The 19,227-nt window shown below is 37.9% G+C and carries 17 protein-coding genes; 4 read left to right on the top strand and 13 right to left on the bottom strand.

What is annotated here, in order from left to right:
* Positions 1 to 12 precede the first annotated feature (12 nt).
* Together FXX65_RS04540 and FXX65_RS04535 are read left to right on the top strand one after the other, a co-directional pair.
* Positions 13 to 1,446, top strand: coding sequence for a phosphoribosyltransferase family protein (locus FXX65_RS04540; RefSeq protein WP_147615282.1), 1,434 nt, complete (start codon positions 13 to 15; stop codon positions 1,444 to 1,446).
* Between the two features lie 11 nt (positions 1,447 to 1,457).
* Positions 1,458 to 2,093: a histidine phosphatase family protein gene (locus tag FXX65_RS04535; protein WP_147615281.1), complete on the top strand. Its 636-nt coding sequence runs from the start codon at positions 1,458 to 1,460 to the stop codon at positions 2,091 to 2,093.
* An 81-nt stretch (positions 2,094 to 2,174) separates the two neighbouring features.
* Here FXX65_RS04535 and FXX65_RS04530 read toward each other — a convergent pair whose 3' ends face one another.
* Both FXX65_RS04530 and FXX65_RS04525 read right to left on the bottom strand, forming a co-directional pair.
* Entirely contained in the window at positions 2,175 to 3,119 is a 945-nt protein-coding gene (locus FXX65_RS04530) for a ParB/RepB/Spo0J family partition protein (RefSeq protein WP_147613621.1), read from the bottom strand.
* Positions 3,112 to 3,867 carry a ParA family protein gene (locus FXX65_RS04525; RefSeq protein WP_147613620.1) on the bottom strand — a complete coding sequence of 252 codons (756 nt, stop codon included), beginning with the start codon at positions 3,865 to 3,867 and terminating at the stop codon, positions 3,112 to 3,114. The genes FXX65_RS04530 and FXX65_RS04525 overlap by 8 nt, the downstream gene beginning before the upstream one ends.
* A 231-nt stretch (positions 3,868 to 4,098) precedes the next feature.
* Between FXX65_RS04525 and FXX65_RS04520 the strand changes: the two genes are divergently transcribed.
* Positions 4,099 to 5,304 carry a class I SAM-dependent methyltransferase gene (locus FXX65_RS04520; RefSeq protein WP_147615280.1) on the top strand — a complete coding sequence of 402 codons (1,206 nt, stop codon included), beginning with the start codon at positions 4,099 to 4,101 and terminating at the stop codon, positions 5,302 to 5,304.
* 2 nt (positions 5,305 to 5,306) lie between these two features.
* Here FXX65_RS04520 and FXX65_RS04515 read toward each other — a convergent pair whose 3' ends face one another.
* The 10 genes from FXX65_RS04515 to FXX65_RS04470 form a co-directional block, all read right to left on the bottom strand.
* Positions 5,307 to 6,311 carry an ABC transporter substrate-binding protein gene (locus FXX65_RS04515; RefSeq protein ID WP_147615279.1) on the bottom strand — a complete coding sequence of 335 codons (1,005 nt, stop codon included), beginning with the start codon at positions 6,309 to 6,311 and terminating at the stop codon, positions 5,307 to 5,309.
* Positions 6,312 to 6,779: 468 nt separating this feature from the next.
* Complete coding sequence (locus tag FXX65_RS04510; protein ID WP_147615311.1) at positions 6,780 to 7,580, bottom strand: ABC transporter ATP-binding protein; 801 nt, start codon at positions 7,578 to 7,580, stop codon at positions 6,780 to 6,782.
* A 205-nt stretch (positions 7,581 to 7,785) separates the two neighbouring features.
* Entirely contained in the window at positions 7,786 to 8,067 is a 282-nt protein-coding gene (locus FXX65_RS04505; protein WP_147615278.1) for a type II toxin-antitoxin system YafQ family toxin, read from the bottom strand.
* Positions 8,068 to 8,069: 2 nt separating this feature from the next.
* Entirely contained in the window at positions 8,070 to 8,342 is a 273-nt protein-coding gene (locus tag FXX65_RS04500; RefSeq protein WP_147613616.1) for a type II toxin-antitoxin system RelB/DinJ family antitoxin, read from the bottom strand.
* Positions 8,343 to 8,562: 220 nt separating this feature from the next.
* Positions 8,563 to 9,450, bottom strand: coding sequence for a polysaccharide lyase family 7 protein (locus FXX65_RS04495; RefSeq protein WP_147615277.1), 888 nt, complete (start codon positions 9,448 to 9,450; stop codon positions 8,563 to 8,565).
* A complete protein-coding gene (locus FXX65_RS04490) occupies positions 9,417 to 10,316 on the bottom strand; it encodes an ABC transporter permease (RefSeq protein WP_147615276.1) in 900 nt (299 codons plus the stop codon). The genes FXX65_RS04495 and FXX65_RS04490 overlap by 34 nt, the downstream gene beginning before the upstream one ends.
* Positions 10,317 to 10,324: 8 nt before the next feature.
* Positions 10,325 to 12,535, bottom strand: a complete 2,211-nt coding sequence (locus FXX65_RS04485; protein WP_147615275.1) for a helicase-associated domain-containing protein — start codon at positions 12,533 to 12,535, stop codon at positions 10,325 to 10,327.
* A gap of 64 nt (positions 12,536 to 12,599) precedes the next feature.
* Complete coding sequence (locus FXX65_RS04480) at positions 12,600 to 14,465, bottom strand: DNA repair helicase XPB (RefSeq protein WP_147615274.1); 1,866 nt, start codon at positions 14,463 to 14,465, stop codon at positions 12,600 to 12,602.
* 166 nt (positions 14,466 to 14,631) lie between these two features.
* Positions 14,632 to 15,294, bottom strand: a complete 663-nt coding sequence (locus FXX65_RS04475; RefSeq protein ID WP_147615273.1) for an MgtC/SapB family protein — start codon at positions 15,292 to 15,294, stop codon at positions 14,632 to 14,634.
* A 17-nt stretch (positions 15,295 to 15,311) separates the two neighbouring features.
* A complete protein-coding gene (locus FXX65_RS04470; protein WP_147615272.1) occupies positions 15,312 to 16,067 on the bottom strand; it encodes a hypothetical protein in 756 nt (251 codons plus the stop codon).
* Between the two features lie 68 nt (positions 16,068 to 16,135).
* Here FXX65_RS04470 and FXX65_RS04465 point away from each other — a divergent pair, with 68 nt between their 5' ends.
* Positions 16,136 to 17,365: a dicarboxylate/amino acid:cation symporter gene (locus FXX65_RS04465; RefSeq protein ID WP_147615271.1), complete on the top strand. Its 1,230-nt coding sequence runs from the start codon at positions 16,136 to 16,138 to the stop codon at positions 17,363 to 17,365.
* Between the two features lie 31 nt (positions 17,366 to 17,396).
* On the opposite strand, the gene FXX65_RS04460 is transcribed toward FXX65_RS04465, so the two are convergent.
* A complete protein-coding gene (locus tag FXX65_RS04460) occupies positions 17,397 to 19,127 on the bottom strand; it encodes a putative bifunctional diguanylate cyclase/phosphodiesterase (protein WP_147615270.1) in 1,731 nt (576 codons plus the stop codon).
* Between the last annotated feature and the right edge of the window lie 100 nt (positions 19,128 to 19,227).

Below are 19,227 nucleotides of genomic sequence, written 5' to 3'. Positions count from 1 at the left end.
GGGAGTTAAGCTATGGGCGGAATTTTTGGGGTTGCATCAAAAGATGATTGTTCTATGGATTTATTCTTTGGCACGGATTATCACTCGCACTTGGGAACACGCCGCGGAGGACTTGCAGTTTATTTAAACGACAACAAGTTTAAAAGAGCAATCCACAATATCCAAAACTCCCCTTTTAGAACAAAATTTGAAACCGACATAGAAGAGATGAAAGGCAAAATTGGAATAGGTTGCATTTCCGACTATGAGCCACAGCCACTTTTGGCACGCTCGCACCTTGGGCTTTTTGCCTTGACCACAGTTGGAGTTGTAAACAACAAAGACGAACTCGTAAAAGAACTTTTAGATGGCGGGAACGCTTTTCTTGAGATGTCTGGTGGCGAAATAAATCAGACAGAATTGATACTTTCGCTCATCAACACACAAAAATCGATTCTAAAAGGAATTCAATACGTACAATCAAAAATAAAAGGTTCAATAACGCTCTTAATTGCAACTCCAGAAGGAATTTACGGAGCAAGGGACAAATGGGGAAGAACTCCTTTGCAAATCGGCATAAAAAAAGATGCAAAAGGTTCTATACTTTCGCATTGCCTTTCATTTGAAAATTTTGCTTATATGAATTTGGGCTACACCGATGAACACGAATTAGGACCTGCCGAAATAGTATTTGTAACTTCTGACAGATACGAAATTCTTCAAAATCCGCAAAAAGATATGAAAATCTGTACGTTCTTGTGGATTTATTACGGATATCCAACTGCGTGCTACGAAGGCGTAAACGTGGAAGCGATGAGATACAACTGCGGACGGTATCTTGCAAAGCGCGATAAAGCGGACAATATTCATCCAGATTGTGCCGCAGGTGTTCCAGATTCAGGAACCGCACACGCTGTAGGATATGCAAACGAAGCAGGAATTCCGTTCACTCGTCCATTCATAAAATATACGCCGACCTGGCCACGCTCTTTTATGCCTACAAGTCAGGAACAGCGGAATCTGATTGCACACATGAAGTTAATTCCAGTTCCTCAGCTCATAAAAGATAAAAGCATTTTGCTAATTGACGATTCCATAGTGCGCGGAACACAACTGCGCGAAACTACGGATTTTTTATATCAAAGTGGAGCTAAAGAAGTTCACGTCAGGCCAGCCTGCCCGCCAATAATGTTTGGCTGCAAATACCTGAATTTTAGTCGTTCAAAGACCGAGATGGATTTGATAGCAAGGCGAGTTGTAAAGCAGTTTGAAGGTGAGAATGTGAGCAACAAAATCCTCGCAAAATACTGCAATCCAGACACAGAAGAATACAAAAAAATGCAGGAAGAAATCCGTAAGCAGCTGCACTTTACAAGCCTTAGATTCCACAGATTAGACGATATGCTCGACTCAACCGGAATTCCTCACGAAAGATTGTGCACATACTGCTGGAACGGCGTAGAGTAAAATTGAATAAAATGAACATATACATAATTCGACACGGCGAAACCTCGTGGAACAAAGAATTCAGAGTTCAGGGCAGGTCGGATATCCCTCTCACAAAAACGGGCATAGAACAGGCACAAAAAACTGCAGAGGCTTTCAAAAATCAAGGGATTTTTTTTGACCATGTGTACACGAGTCCTTTGAGTCGCGCAAAACAGACAGCAAAAATTATAAGCGGATTAAGCGAAAGCAATATAACAAGCGATGAAAGGCTGATAGAATTTGCTTTTGGAGAGATAGAAGGTGCAACTCAACAAGAACGTGAAACAAATCCAAAATTTGCAGGATTTAAGAATTTTTTTATTTCGCCAAAAGATTATAGGCCTTTAACTGGTGGCGAAACTTTTGTAGAAGTGCTAGAAAGAACAAAGAATTTTTGGGAAAACGAGATAAAGCCTCTTGGAACAAGTGAGTATGCAGATAACAAGGCTGAAAAAAATATTTTGATTACAACTCACGGTGGAACATTGCAATCGCTTTTGATGTATGTGGATAAACGTCCGCTTGAGCGCTATTGGGAAATAAGTTTTCCAAATTGTGCTGTGAACCTTGTAACTCAAATAAACGGAAAACTCAATTTGGAATGGACGAGCAAAATTTTCTATTAAAAATAGCTTTGCAAAATCACACCAGCCGTTACAAAACAAAAAAAGTGTTAAAATCGTCTGCAAAAATTGCTGAACAAAACTCTAGCGATTTATCAAATCGAAAAGCCGGTCAAAATCGTCTTTGCTGAAATATGAAATTTCGATTGAACCTTTTTCGTAATCGCCTTTTATCTGAACCTTTGTGCCGAGTTTTTCAATCAATTTTGTTTCCACATCGATTAAATCAGGATCGCGCTTTTGTGCAGCTGGATTTTTTGCTTTTTGTTCTTTTACAGGCGGATTATTTATTTCGCCAGCCATAACTTCCGCCTGATGAACTGAAAGAGATTGCCCTACGATTTTTCCAAACAGGATTTGCATGTTCATCTTGTCTTTTACCATGAGCAAAGCCCTTGCATGCCCTGCTGTAATTTGAGAAGTTACCAATGCGTTTTGAATATCCTCTGGAAGTTTTAAAAGCCTGATTGCGTTTGCAACGGTAGCCCGATTTTTGCCAACTTTTTGAGCAACTTCTTCCTGCTTTAAACCACCCAATTCCATCAATTTATAATATGCTTTTGCTTCTTCAATTGGATTTAAATCTGCACGCTGAATATTTTCAATCAACGCAACTTCGAGTTTTTTTTGTTCACTAAATGCAGAAAGTTGGACTGGAACTTTTTTAAGGCCTGCAATTTTAGAAGCACGGGTACGCCTCTCGCCTGCAATTATATAGAAGAATCCATCCTTTGCATCTTCAACAGTTATAGGCTGAATTATGCCATTTTCTTTAATCGACTCCGCAAGTTCTTTTAGTTTATCTTCGTCAAACTCCTGTCTAGGCTGATGAGGGTTCGGCTTTAAAAGTTCAGTTTCAACCCAGAGCCTTCCGAATTCATCTTGTTCTATACCTACAGGAAGATTTGATTTTTTTTGAGAAAAAGAATTTTCATTTTGAGCAACATCAGTTTTTAAATCCGCTCCATCGCTTTTAGAAGAGCCCAAAAGAGAATCAAGCCCATTTCCCAATCCAAATTTTTTAGCCACGGCGAATTACCTCTTGAGAAAGTTTTTCATAACTCTTTGCACCAACGCATTCTGGATCATAAAGGCAAATTGGCTCTCCATGAGAAGGCGCTTCTGAAAGGCGGACATTGCGAGGAATTATCGTATTGAATACGACATCTTTAAAATACGCTTGAACTTGGCGAACAACATCTTGTGCAAGGCGAGTTCTGCTGTCATACATCGTAAAGAAAATCCCACCTATAACTAAATCGGGATTTATAGATTTTTGAACCTTTTTAACGGTTTGCAAAAGCAAAGTGATTCCTTCAAGAGCAAAATATTCGCACTGCATAGGAACCATAACAGAATCCGCAGCCGCAAGCCCGTTCAATGTTAAAATTCCAAGTGAAGGCGGGCAGTCAATTAAGATGTAATCATATTTTTCTTTAAGAGGAGTTAATGCATTTTTTAAAAAGAACTCTCGGTTTTCCTGATCGACAAGCTCAATCGCAGCACCAGAAAGGTCAATCGATGCGCTTATTGCATCGAGATTTTGCACAGCGGTGTGTTTTATCGCTTCATCGGCAGTGCACTGTTCTGCCAAAAGTTCATAAATAGTAGGTTTATCTTTTGAAACTCCAACTCCACTGGACATATTTCCCTGCGAGTCAAAATCGACCAAAAGCACTTTTTTACCAGTAAGAGCGATGTACGCCCCAATGTTTATAGCGGAAGTTGTTTTGCCAACGCCACCCTTCTGATTAACAAAAACAATTATTTTTCCCATACATCTAATATAGCGGAATTTGCGGATAAAAATATAGTAGTTTGAGAAACATTTTTGTTTCACGCATTTTGCACCAGCCACTTTAAATGTATACAAAAGCAAGTACTGCAAAAAATCATTTATAAAACATCTAATCGATTGTCGTAGTGGAGACTATCAAAAAAGCACGTACAATTCGCCATGCGCGACGCTGCCTCTACCAGTGCATCTGATATTTCTGTAAAATGAATTATGCTTTTATCCGCAACGCTTTCAAAGCCTATAAAAAATATAAAACAAATACTCGGCCAGGATTTCCTTAGAGTAAAGATAAAAATCGCAACTTCGGCAAATGCTGATACAAAAACTTACATTGCGGAGTTCTACACAAAAACTCAGGTGTTTCACAAAAAAATGACGGAGCAGGAAGTTGAAATCTTTTTACAAGAGAACATCTCCGTAACTTTTAAAAATTGTGTTGAATATACGGAAACTGAAGAAATAACTTTTTTAACAAACAAAAAAGGAGAATTGAAAAAACTCGTAAAAAAAATCGATGCAAAATCCAAAGATGAAAATTCATCTTTGCCAATGCAAAACCTTTTAAACGGAAATTTTGTGAATAACAAAAAAAATTACCTCCTGCCAGAAGGAATTCCAGTTCCTTTTTTGGTAAGGCTTGGAATAATGACTGCGGAAGGAAAAATCATTTCTTCAAAATACGACAAATTCCGCCAGATAAACAGATTTTTAGAAATTTTGAACGATATTCTTCCGCAAGTTCAAAAAGCACATCAAAAAGAAAAACCGCTTAGCATTGTGGACTTTGGTTCTGGAAAAAGTTACCTGACCTTTGCTGTTCAGCATTATCTTACAAATATATTAAATGTCGATTGCCAAATTTTTGGACTGGATTTAAAAAAAGACGTCATAGATTACTGCTCAAAACTTGCAAATGAACTTTCGCTTAAAAATTTAAATTTTGCGGTAGGCGATATAGAATCTTTTGAACAAGACAAACACCCGGACATAATAATAACCTTGCATGCCTGCGATACTGCTACAGACTTTGCTTTGGCGTACGCTGTAAAAAGAGGAGCAACAGCGATATTGAGCGTCCCCTGTTGCCAGCACGAAATAAACCTGCAATTAAAAAAAACAAATTTAAAAGAAGATTTCTCGCTTCAACCGCTTTTAAAATACGGTTTGATAAAAGAAAGATTTTCTGCGCTCGTAACGGATGCTGTCCGTGCAGAATTCTTAGAAAAATCTGGATATAACGTGCAGATATTGGAATTTATAGACGAAAGTTCGACGCCAAAAAATCTTATGATAAGAGCGATAAAAAATTTTGCAGACAACAGTTCTAACTCACTTGCGAACTGCAAGAATCTGCAAAGCCAAAATCTGCTGAACACTTTAGGTGTAAAGCAGACTCTGTGGCAAATGGACGATTAAAACTATTTTTTAATAGAACTTAAAACTCCAGTTTCAAAAATCATATTTGCAGCAGAAAGATATTTTTGTGGAATCGTAATTCCGCAGTTTTTTGCAGCGTCTAAATCAAAAAGAAGATCAGAATCGCTTGGTTCTGTCATAAATCTAACTGGAATTTCTGAAGGTTTTGCACCATTCAAGATTTTCAATACTATTTCTCCAGTTGCTCTTCCTGCTTTGTAATAGTTAAAACCAAAGGCAATCAAACAACCACCTTCCTTTGCTCCTGTAACATCAGCGGAAAAAATAGGCTTTTTTGCTCCTTCAAAAACCTGCACAAGACTGGAAAGTGCACTAAAAACGGTGTTGTCAGTGGTGAGATAAATTCCATCTACGCGAGAAACAATGGTTTCGGCAGCCTGTTTTACTTCGCTAGAATTGGTAATAGATTGAGTTACGAGGTTTAGGCCAAGTTTGTCGCAGGCAGATTTTACAAGTTTAAGTGAAGAAACGGAATTCGCTTCGCTTGAAGTGTAGATATAACCCAAAGTTTTTATTCCTGCAATTTCTTTAAACATTGCAAGGTGCTGTTCAACAGGAATTGCGTCGCTCATGCCAGTAACGTTTCCTTCGCCATGCTCAAGAGTTGTAACAAGACCTGCCCCAAGAGGATCCGTTATAGTTCCAAAAACAACTGGAATGTCTTTGATTGTATTTGCAAGCGCTAAAGCAACTGGAGTTGCAATGCCAACAGCAACATCTACACCTTCGTCTTTGTACTTTAAAGCGATTTGAGAAGCAGTGTTTGCGTCTCCATTAGCATTTTGCAAATCGTATTGAGCATTAACGCCATTTTCGTTCAGGTAGTCAATTATTCCCTGTTCTATGGAATCCAAAGCGACATGCTGCACGATTTTTGCGATTCCAATCTTTACTTTTTTTTCTGAAGCGTTCTTTTTAGAACAAGAAACAAAACCAAAAAGTGCAATCAAAGCCGCACCTGTAATAAAAATTTTAGATAATTTCATATTAAGTCCTCCGAGCAAAAATTGCTGACGGTTGTATGTCACTATTTATAGTAACATATCGTCAATAGTTTTTTAAAATTTTAAATAAAAAAATAAATTATAAATCTGCTTGATTAAAATTGAATGATGATGCGCATTAAAAAAGTCGGCATTGTTTGCAGGTCGCACATTCTTGGCAACAGACATCAGTTTGCGGCAGGGTCTACTTGTAGCCCCGCATCTTACCTGCGAGCTTCCAACGGCAAGGGATTGGCGTTTCAAGAAAACTTCCGTGTTTTCTTGAAACAGACAGTTTTCTTGCAAAAACTGTCGACATTTATTGTAGGTACACATCCGTGTGTACAATCCGTCGACCGCAGGAGCAAAGCGACGAGGACGATGAGCGTTAGCGAACCACGCAAAGCCCGATTTTTGCGAAATGCAATGGAGCAAAAAGCCGCCCAAATCTTATAAAAAAGGAAATCTCAATTATTGCAAAATTAAATTGTCGTTTGAAATGCGAATCTGCTTAAACTTTTCGATTAGAGAATCCATCGTCAAGTTTTTCTTTTCGTCTCCGCTTATATCAAAAATAATATTTCCCTTGTGCATCATTATCAGGCGATTTCCATAATCCATAGCGTGCTGCATGTTGTGAGTTACCATCATGGTTGTAAGAGCCAATTCCTGAGTAAACTTTCGGGTCAACTGCATTACGATTTCGGCATTTGCAGGGTCAAGCGCTGCGGTGTGTTCGTCGAGCAAAAGGATGTCTGGGTGGCTCATAACTGCCATCAACAAAGTTAAAGCCTGCCTTTGCCCACCAGAAAACTGGTCAACATTGTCGTTCAAGCGGTTTTCCAGCCCCATATTCAATTCTTTTAACTGAGTTTTGAATATCTGCCGTAGATTATTGTTTAGCGAAATTTGAAGTTTTTTTGAACCTTTTTTGCTGCAAATTACCATATTATCTTCGAGTTTCATTTTGCCAGCAGTTCCCAAAAGCGGATTTTGAAAAATTCGCCCGATATAGCGAGCGCGTTTAAATTCAGGTTCAAAAGTTATGTCTTTAAAAGAAGAATCTTCTTGCCCTTGTAAAAGAATTTTACCCGAAGTTGGCTTTAGAGTTCCTGCGATTATATTATAAAGGGTTGATTTTCCCGCCCCGTTAGAGCCAATAACAGTTATAAAATCACCCTTGTTAATTTTTAAGTTTATGTCCGACAAAGCTTTATTTTCGTCAGGCGAGTGAGCATTAAAAGTTATACCGATATTTTTTAGTTCAAGCATTTTTCCTATGATAAAAACTTTTTTAGGAAGTTTCAACTTTGTTTTTTATGTATTGGAAAGGAGAAATAAGAAAATCTAGATGGCGTTACGGCACTCGCTGCGCTCGCACCGTCGCTATGTCCGCCCTTCGCTTACGCTCATTGTGGCTTCGCCACAACTTCGGGGCTACCAGCGCTAACGCGAAAAACTCAATACAAACGAAAATCTATTTTTTAAATATATCGCTGTGAGTTCCTGTGTTGACTAAAGTTAAAACTAAAACCTCACTATCTTTTAAATACAAAAGCAACCAGTCTGGCTGTATGTGGCATTCCCAAATTCCTTTAAATGTTCCTTTTAGTTCATGGTTATGGTATTTTTCTTCAAGAGGCTGGTCTGTTCTTAATTTTTCTACAACCTCTTCCAAAAGCAAAATATCAAGCCCTCGTTTTTTAGCCAATTTGAGACTTGCCTTAAACTGCGAAGTTTTCTTTAACGCGTAAACCATTTTCAGCAATCTTCAAGGAGTTCTTTTGCACTTGAATAAGCTTTTATATTTGGGTCGCGACTGATTTTTCTCGCTTCTTCTATTGCCGAAAGAGTTTCATCTGTAAAATTTGACTGAGGCGGAACTATTTCAAATGGGATTTTCTGCTGATTTATTGACTGTTTTAAAAACAATCTTATTGCAGTAGTAACATCGAGTCCAAGCGAATTAAAAAGCTTTTCCGCTTCCTGCTTCATTTTTGAATCCACCCTTGTTTGTAATACTGCTGTAGCCATATAGCACCTCTTTTTACCTTTTTACGATTAAAATATATTACATTTAAGATGCAAACGCAATGTTTTAAACAGTATTAACCAGCAGGCGTTAAGGCGCTAACGCGTTAGTGATTGGAGGTGTGAGCGCTAGCGAAAACAAACGCATTTGCGTTTGGTCGCAGGCTTTAAGCCGGAGCACCGCAAAGCACGGCGACACAACACAAGTTGTGCCGCAACGCCCTTATAATGAAGTTTGAACTTTTAAATCTCGCATAAAAACTTCTGTGAATATCTTTGGCGAGTCCTTATTTTGATAGTAAATTCCAGCCTTAAAATAGTTTTTTTGAGTGGCACTTACGCCGGCCGCAAAGATGTGTTCAACTTTTTTTTCGTTGTCGCGGTAAATTTGCAAAGTTTTTCCGTCTAGGTCGATTTTTATTTGGATTTCTTCGCCCTGCTCGATTTTGCCCAAATCGTATTTCCAAGTTTTGCTGTCTGCTTTCGTTTTTCCGTCGCTCAAATAATTTACGACTACAGCTTTTAATTCTCCGCAATCTGCTTCTATCCTGCAAAGTGGAGAATCTTTTTGTGTGCATTGTTGCAAAAATTGCCCGACTGTAAATCTTGCTGTTTTGAGGTTTGTGCTCTTTACAAAAAATTTGTATTGAAGACTTGCTTTGCCAACTAATTTCCATTCGCGCATATTTCTAAGTTCTGCACGCACGGAAGAGCCGTTTTTTGATTTTCCTTTGTCGCTTGCGTCGAGAGAAAAACGCATATATTCAATCGTGTTTCCTTGTGCATCTTTTGGGCTTGTAAATAGTGAAAGATATTTCGATTTATAATTATGCTCTTTGGCTAAGTGAGCAGAAAGCATTCCTCTGTTTTCCGTTCCACTTGGATATTGAAAAAACCACTCGTCTGCATTTTCTAAAAGTTTAACCGCACTTTGCCTTGCAGCAAGTTCTTCTTTTGAACAATAAGCGGTTTCTACATTTTGTCCACTTTTTCCAGCGGCAGAATTTTCCGTTGAATTCGTTGCGCAGGAAAATAGCAATGTTCCAAAAACAAGTGCAAATATAAAAATCGCTTTTTTCATCGCTGTGTCGTAAGATGCTCTTTTAACCATGCAACCACATTTTTTTTGGAAATTATCAAACACAATATTATCAATAAACCTGTTATAAGTTTTAAATCGTTTGGACCAAGTCCAATCGCACTTCCGTATCGCCTTGCAAAATACATCAGCGCTCTGTACAAAATTGAACCCAAAATTACACGGAATGTCTGCCATCCTATTTTATTTGAACGGATTAGAAACTCGCCAAGCATCAAAGACGCCAATCCAGAAACTACAACTCCAGTTCCACTGCTAACATCCGCAAATCCCTGATACATAGCAAACATCGCTCCGCTCAAAGCTGCAAGACCATCTCCAAAACAGATTCCAACTGCGCGCACGCTGCGAGGGTCTACACCTTGGCTTATTACCATCTGCGGATTTGAACCCAAAGCTCCCATCGTAAGACCAAAATCCGTTATAAAAAAAAGATTTAAAAGAACGGTGATTATTGCGGTGAATATCGCCATAAAAATTACTGCCGACCATTCACCGGCAAACGGAAATAAAGTTGCAAGGCTTTTAAAAATTGTCGAAGAACGCAGGAGCGAAATATTTGCGTGATTAGACATTATGCGAAGATTTATTGAATAGAGCATTGTCATAACAAGAATTCCTGCAAGCAAATCTGGCACTTTTAATTTTGTATAGACCAAAGTTGTAACCGCTCCAGCACAAATCCCGCCAAAAAAAGCCAATACCAGTGCTACAGCAGGATGAATGCTGCTTGTTACACAGGCTGCCAAAATACAAGCGCCCATTGGAAAAGAGCCATCCACCGTCATATCGCAGAAATTTAAAATTCTGAATGTCATAAAAACACCCAAAACCATTATTCCGTATATAAGGCCTTCTATTAAAATTCCTGATACCATATTTCCCACTACCTCAAAACAGAACCGCGGATTCGCTTAACGTTTCGTGCTTGTCCTAACGAAAATGATTTTTCTTCGTGTTCTGGCTCGACAATCATTTTTACGGTGCTATCTATTTGATTTTTATCTACGCTGAGCGGAGTTCCAACTATTACCGTTACGCCACCCTTTGCAGTTTTTTCTTCGTATTCAATTTCCAGCATCATATTTTGAGTTATTGCACTTTCTGCAACATGAACCTTGCCCTGATAGTCCATGCCATTCGCTTCTATCTGTTCAAGTTTTACGCTGTCCGCATTTAATTGTTGCGCAGTCAATATTATCTTGCGGTTTATGCGTAGCAAAAGTCCCTCGCGCTGCTCTGGAGTTATAGCCATCTTCTCTAAAAGTCCGCGAAGCATGTCAAAATGTTGTTTTCGCTGTTCATCCGTTGTAGGAATTCCATAGGATTCTTCGCCATCAGTTTCCAAGGCAGAACTTGAAAGTTGCGCTGTGCCGCCGCCCAAAAGCGCGCTTCCAACCGACTTACTAACTTCAAAACTTGGAAAAACAGAACCAGTAACTTGTTTTTTTGCTGTCTGAATGCTGCCTATAAAATCCAGTCCGCTTTCTTTTATAAGAGAATCTGCTTCTTCATCAGTTTGAATATCTAAGAGAAAAGTTCCCGGAGAAATCGTTTTAAAAATTCGCGGCGCAATCGTTGGATTATTCTGCACAATTACGGAAGCTTTTTCATCAACTTGTAAAATATATCCTTTGTACAAATTTGCTGAAGAATATGAATTGCTCCAATCTTCGAGGCTTATCTTTAAATTTTCGGGAATAGAATACGCACAATATTTTTGCAACAGCGAATAAATTTCTTCGACCTTTGTGCCTAAGTCAAACGCCCTCATCACCGATTTTCTTGTTATTTCAAAAACGGCTGCAGTATCAAACTGTTTTAAATCCATAAAATTCATCAATGGAACGAGTTCTTCAAAACAAAGCCCCGGAAAAACCGTTACGTTAAAACCAGCGTCTATATTCAGAACTTTTTGTGCTTCGTTTGATTTTTGCTTTTTATATAAGAGTGCTGAACCTTTTACATAGACTTTTTCGCCATTTTCGTCCGTTCCATATTCTTCCAAAAGTCCAAATTCAACCGCACAGTTAAGCAGGCTTTCCATAATGGCACAGGGATTTTCTTCCTTTGAAGAATTTTGAGAATCTATTTCTTGCGTGTTTTCGAAAGTATTTTTTGCAAAAGACAAATCTTGCGAACGAGCAAGTATTGCAGAAAATCTTCCACCAGAAATTGAAGGATAAGAATCGCTTAGTGTTGAATTTTGATACAAGAGAAACGCTGTTCTTAAAACGCTCATTTTTGTAAAGCCTGTCGCAGGAATCGATGCAATGGTTTCCAACAAAAGTTTTGCTCTAGCTACAAGAAGTGAGCGACTCAATATACCAACTGAAGATACGCAAAGATACGCGTATTGAATGTCGCTTTCTAGGGTCGAAAATCCTAAAAGTCTCAAAAAGTCTACTTTTAATGAATTTGAATTTTCTTTTACAAGCGAAAGATTTATAAACGAACGCAAAAGAGTTTGAAAGAACGTTACAGCATTTGTACCAAAAATTTCTTCAATTTTTTCCGCATCTTTCTTTTTTAAATTTCCATCCGACTTGCTCAAAGTGGGATTTATTGCGACAAAATTTACAAAGGCTGCAAGTTTTTCTGGCGTAAGAGAAAAAGATTTAATCTCATTTCTGCTTTCTAATACTGGAAGCGGAAGCAAAATCTTCTTGCTCAAAAGTGGCAAAACTTCATCTTCCAGCATTGGATTTAAACTGATTATTGTTTTTCGCATATTTTTGTCGCCGTGGCGATAAATTAAGAGGCGCTCTTCGAGATTTAAAAGCCTTTCGTAAAGTTTTGCAAAGTTTATTGTTCCAGAAAAAAACTGAGCGAGTTTTTCTGCATTTGCTTCTTTAATATAATGAACAGCCGCCAAAATAAGTATGTCGCTTTCGCTTAAAAGATTTACAATCGTTTTTCGATTTTCTTCTTTTCGCAAAAACGCTCCGAGTTGTTCAACCAATTTTTGTTTATTAAAAGGAGAATGAATTTCTCCAAGATACATTCTTATAAGCTCAAAAAAATGATTATCTGGCAAAGTTATAAAACTTTCGCGCCAATCGATTATCCTTTGAACTTTAGGATCTACATTTATCATAACAATCTCCAATATAAATTCGTTTCATGCTGAGTTTGCAACGCAAACTTTTACATTTCATCGTTTAGTTTAATGCAAGTTCATTTGAATCGCTGTTTCTAACAACTCTATACGCATAACCCTGTTCTGCCAAAAATTTTTGACGATTAGAGCCAAAATCTTCTTCGACGGTGTTGCGCGTTATCAGTGTAAAAAATCTGCTTTTTCTTTCTTTTGGACGCAAAATCCTACCCAATCGCTGAGCTTCTTCCTGCCTGCTTCCAAAAGTGCCACTCACCTGAATCGCCATGCTCGCATCTGGCAAATCGATTGCAAAATTTGCAACCTTTGAAACAACCAAAATCCTTATCGTTCCATTTCTAAAATCAGAATATATCTTATCGCGTTCTTCTGTTGGCGTTTTTCCTGTAATTATAGGACAAGCTAGCATCTTCGAAATTTCGTTGAGCTGCTCAAGGTATTGCCCGATTATCAGGATTTTATCTTCCGGATTTTCTTTCACCAGAGTTTCGACAATTTTTAATTTTTTAGGATTTTCGCTTGCAATTCGGTGCTTTTTTCTAGGCTCGCAAACCGCATATTCAAGTTCTTTTTCTTCGCTCAAATCAAGGCGAATTTCTATGCATTCGGCACTTGCAATCCAGCCAGAAGATTCTAAATCCTTCCACGGAACATCATAGCGTTTAGGTCCCACCAAACTGAATACGCTGCCTTCCAAACCGTCTTCTCTAACCAAAGTTGCAGTAAGTCCAACACGGCGTATTGCCTGAATTTCCGCAGTTACTCTGAATACGGGCGCTGGAAGCATGTGGACTTCGTCATAAATTATGAGTCCCCAATTTCTTTCTCTAAAAATAGAAAAATGAGGATAAGGACCTTCTTTGTATGGTCGCCAAGTGAGTATTTGATAAGTTGCCACAGTTACAGGTTTTATAGTTTTGTTTTCGCCAGAGTATTCGGCAATTAAATCTTGAGTTAAATCCGTCTTATCCAAAAGTTCGCTAATCCACTGGTGAACCGCAGATATATTTGTCGTGATGATGAGCGTACTCGTCTTAAGCAAATCCATAACGCACATACCAACAATCGTTTTTCCAGCTCCACAAGGCAGAACAATCGTTCCAAAACCTGTGCCAGCTCCTTTATCGCCAACCAAAGCCTGCGCAGCTTCTTTTTGATATGTGCGGACATTGAAAGGTTTGCCAGATTTTGTATTCTCTCTCAAATTTACTTGTAAAAATTCGCCTTCCCTAAGCGGAATATCATCTTTTACAGGCCAGCCCAAACGCAAAAGTTCCTGCTTTACAGTTCCTCTGTCGGTAAGATTTAGCATAAAACAGTTTTTCTTTTCTGCTTCGCTCACTTTTACGCAATTTTCAGCAAGGTTTTGCGCGCTTTCGTCATAAATGCACGGAGTTAAGAATTTTTTGCCAACGTAACTCGCTCCTATTTCGCGATAGACGAGAGAGTTTTCTGTAACAAGATATAAGTATTCTTCGTAAAGATTTTTTTCATCGTTCGTTTTTTTTGATTTTAATTCTTCGCTTTCGATTTTACATTTTCCATCAGATTTTTCATCAGCATCCTCGGCTACATTCAATTCAGACTGAATTTTAACTTTTGGCCCTTGAACAAGACGCAACTTTCCAAACTTGCCTGCCGTTTCTTTAATCCAAACTTCAACCGATTGAGGAACATCGTAGCGTGCAAATTCCTTCAAAATGCTAATCGCTTTTTCAGGAGTAAAACCTGCGCCAGAAGCATTCCAAAGAGAAAGAGCCGTCAATCTATATGTGTGCAAATGTTCAGGCGAACGCTCAAGTTCTGCAAATGGAATTAGCGCATTGCGACATTCCTGGGCACGCGGAGCATGCACATCAAGCAAAAGAGTGCGGTCGCTTTGAACAATTAACGGGTTATCAAATTGCATAACGGAATATTTTAGCCGATTAAACTAAAATGCTCAATTATGCACATGGGGAAATTGCACATTGCGGAATTGAAGAATGAGCTCATTAGGAAATTGAAAGATGTGCTCATTGAGAAATTGCAGTGTGTAAATTTTATAAGGATGAGAAATTCGATGAAACAAGATTTTAATCAGTGATTTTAAATTCACTCAATTCGGCAACGCTATTAAGCGAACAAAGAAAATCTGTATAATCGCTCATTTCTGGAGCTTTTACGGAATAGTGAACAACAGTCAAATTCTGCTCTTTTATCTGGTTCATATTCACATCTGTAACTAAAAATCCCTTATCTTGAATCAGTTTTTTAAGGCTCGTCATATCCAGAGAGTCGGTTTTAAAAGTTAAGTGCAAGGATTTAGTCCGCCTTGCAGGAAACCATCGCTCTTCTATTTTTTCAAGGCTTATCAAAGAAATTATCGAAACAACTAAAACTGCAAACGAAGGCAAATAAAGCCCTTCCCCAATGCACAAACCTATTGTCGCATCTGTCCAAATTATTGCAGCCGAAGTGAGCCCTTTGATATTAAGGCCGGTCTTCATTATCACGCCAGCACCTAAAAAACCGATTCCGCTTATGACGCCTGCCGCAATTCTGGCAGTATCGGCACTTCCCATTTGAATCGAAATCCAGTCCGAAAGGATAGAAAGCAAAGTTGTAGATTCGCATATCAATATTAGGGTTCTCATTCCGACGGCTTGCTGTCGAAATTTTCTTTCAACGCCAAGAACAAAGCCAACTATAAATGCAAAAAATATTTTTATAAGACAGGAAATGTAAAAATCTCTCATAATTCACCCGCTTTGCTTTATCTAAAAATTGAAAATCCACCAGGAGATTTTGTACCTGCTTTTATCCAAGAAACTTTTTGCTTAGATGTCAAACCTTTTTTTAGAACGTCAATCTGGCTCGCATATTCAAAAAGCCAGGACATAAGTGCTCCATCTTTTTTTGCAAATTCATCATTTTCTGAGCATTCTATCAAAATGGGAATAATCTCCTCTGTCTGAGCTAAAGAAGCCGCGGTATTTTCTGCAAAGGTTTTAAAAAATGCAGCACAAGAGGCAACCAGCGATTTAGAAAGACCGCTTTGCCTTATTGAAGGATTTTTTATTGCATCGCATTCGCTTGGATTTTTTTTATAGATAAAGATGATTTTGCTTTTAGTTTTTTCTGTATTTGAATCGTCGCTGGAAAATTTCTTTTGAGAAAATCTGGAAATTATCTCGCTTGTCAAAAATTGATGCGACAGCATAAGTTCATCATTTGCACGGCTACTCTCGCTCGGAGAAAGATTTGCAAATTTTGGTGCATAATGAGGTTCATCAAATATGAGCATTGCCGTATCAAAAAGTCCAGTTTGATTTACTGCGGAAAGGACAAAAGAGCGAGCAGAAAGCGCAGAACCTCTATTCCATTCAAAAAGAACAGTGCCGTCTTGCGATTTTTGTTCATTGTTTGGAGCACAGGAGATGACAACATTTTCTCCATGTAGAATTGCAGCAGAAGATAAATCTCTGCCATCGGGAAAGTCCTTACCAGCAATCAAAATTGTTTTTTCCATAAGGGCGATTATATCATCCACCATTATATATGGCAAAGGGAAGCCAATTGAGATATACTTAGTTCGTTATGAAACTTTGGATAAAATACGTTCTTGGAATATTCTTAGGAATACTCAGCGCTTTTGTGTTACCTGTAAATAATCCCACTGTATCTTCGATAATTGCAGTTCTAAGTGAATTTTCAATCAGATTTGGACGTTATACGCTTTTGCCTTTACTTTTTTTTAGCGTAACTTGTGCAATCTTTAAACTTCGTAGTTCAAAACTTTTAAAAAAGACTGCAATTTGGACTGGCGGAATAATAATAGCAGGGACTTTGGGACTTGCATTTTTAGGTTTAATTTCAATTCTTTTGGTAAGGCTCCCAAGGATTCCAATCACTGGCGAAAAAATTACAGAACTGCCTTCAATAGGGTTACGCGCATTTTTAATGCAGATTTTTCCATATTCTAGCTTTGAAGCCCTCAAAAACGGCGCATTTTTACTGCCAGCTTTTGTTTTTGCAGGATTTGCTGGAGCAGGAGCGGCAAGCGACCAGACTTCTTCAAAACCAGTTATAACTTTTTTTGAATCCGCAGCAAAACTCTGCTACACCGTGATGTCGTTTTTTATAGAATGGTTATGCGTTGGAATGATTGCAATTTCATCTTATTGGATGATAACAGCAAGAGCGATATTTAGTGCAGGAATTTACACCCCACTTTTTATAATGCTGTTTGTAGATTTTATTTTAGTCTTTGTTGTGATTTATCCACTTACCGTAAGATTTTTGTGCAACGATTTACATCCAATGCATCTGGTATACGCAAGCATAACACCGATTTTAACTGCATTTTTTTCTGCCGACTCAAACCTTGCACTGCTTGTAAATTTAAGGCATTCAAGAGAAAGTCTTGGAATTCATTCACAATCGGCAGACACGACTATTCCGCTTTTTTCAATTTTTGCACGCGGAGGAACCGCTCTCGTTACTTCAATCTGTTTTGTAATGATTTTGCGTTCTTACTCAAGTTTAGGATTTACAGCGTTTGACGTGCTTTGGATATTCTTTATGACTTTTTCGTTGAGCTTTGTTCTGGGTGCTCTTCCTACAGGAGGCACTTTTATAGCGCTCACAGTATTGTGCACGATGTACAGCCGTGGTTTTGAAGCAGGGTACCTTTTATTAAGACCAGCAGCTCCTGTTTTTGCAAGTTTTGCAGCCGCCTTTGACGCAATTTCTGCAATATTTGGAAGTTACGTTGTTGCAGTAAAGACAAAGCAAATTGAGCATGTTGATTTAAAACACTATATCTAAAATTCAGATAGATTTACAAAAACCAAAAATATCAAAGGCTATAAGAATCTTTTTTGGAATCTTCTCTAAGGTGATGTTCCCTGAACACAACTGGATTGCAAGGTCTACCAAAGAAGTAGCCTTGGAATTTATCTGGTTCAAAGCCGTTAAGTTTTTCAAGATCTTCTTCGGATTCAACACCTTCCATGCAGACTTTCATATTGAGTTCGTGTGCCATGTGGGTTATGTGCTTTATTACAGTTTTATCGCCTTTATCTCCACCTGTAGCTTTATGAACAAAAGAATAGTCAAGCTTTAAAGTGTTTGCATTTAAATACTGCAAATAACGAAGATTTGAATATCCTGTTCCAAAATCGTCTATATCAATGTTTAAGCCCAATGCTCTAAAACTTTCTACCAAATTTTGCAATTCGGCTGCACTGTCCATGTAACCGCTTTCTGTAAGTTCAAGGGTTATATTTTGAGGTTTTACTCCAGAAGCATCTAAGGCCATTTGAACATCGGAAAGGATGTCGCTCTTTTTTACCTGCACATAAGAAAGATTTATGCTTAAATGGAAATCTTTTTGAACTTTATTCCATTCTTTGCATTGTTTAAAGCCAGTCATCAAAATCCATCTACCAACAGGAATTATCAAACCGCTATTTTCCAAAACAGGAATAAACTCGTCTGGAGTAATCATTCCAAATTCTGGGCAACTAAAACGCAACAAGGCTTCTGCCCCAATGACATTTGTAACAGAGTTTGCAGAATCCAAATACATATTTTTGGCATCAACGACAGGCTGATAAAAAAGTTGGAAACCTTCAAAATTGTTTTTTATAGAATTACGGAATTTTTCTTGAAAATTTAAATCCCTCAAATGCTTTGAATATTCGCCAGCATTAAACATTGTAAGGTTGTTGCGTCCCTTATGTTTTGCCTCTTTTACAGTGTGATTTACTTTTTTTAAAAGCTCATCTAGTGGAGAAGGGTCATTAAAAAATGTAACCGCACCAGCGCTTACTGTAAAAACAACCTCATAGTCGATTTTTTGTTCTGTTGCTGCGATTCCCATTTTTAAATTTTGATATATTTTTTGTGCATCCAAAGCCGAATAGTGAGAAAGATTAACACACAAAAATTCATCGCCATTTAATTTATAAACATCTGCAATGCCTCTTGCAGCACGTTTTACACAGTCTGCAATTAAGGTGACAACAAAATCTCCTGCAAGCATGCCGTATTGCTCGTTTAGAGAGCCCATATTGTCAATATCAATTTTTAATAAGAATCCACTTGTTTTTTGGGCACGATTCCATTGCTCCTCGAAATTTTTTCTAAAATTAGTTTCGGTCGGGAGATTTGTAAGAGGGTCGTTTTCTTCTGGACATTCAACGAGATTTGTAACCCCAACAAGAAATTTTCTTGCTTCTTTTGTACAAAATATTACAGAACCTTTAATATTTAACCAAACTGGATAACTTGTTCTGTTAAGTGCACGGAAGCGCACATTGATTGCAGTTCTTTTTCCAGAAAAAATATCGTTTAATGAAGTAGCAAACATATTAAAGTCATCGCGATAAACAAAATGACTTAAAATTTCCTTTGCATTTGAAAATTTATTTGAAGGAAAATCGAAAATCTTAAGGGCAGCGTCGCTTACGAAAAGAGAATCAGCGTCTAAATCTAACGCATAACTAAAAGAATCTGAACTTTCATTAAAAACCCCAATCAACGCTTCTAGTTGTTCAACGGTAATAGTTTTTAAAATTTCGTTCACAACAGACCTCCTCGATTAAGATTGCAAATTAAAATCACAAAAAAATTCGTAGAGACTGCTTTTTAGTTTAAAAACGTAATAAAAAAAGTACAAACATTTT

This window comes from Treponema pectinovorum, from assembly GCF_900497595.1.
In the GTDB taxonomy this organism is placed as follows: domain Bacteria; phylum Spirochaetota; class Spirochaetia; order Treponematales; family Treponemataceae; genus Treponema_D; species Treponema_D pectinovorum.
Note: the sequence above shows the minus strand (reverse complement) of the source record. Positions and strands in the feature narration are given on the sequence as shown.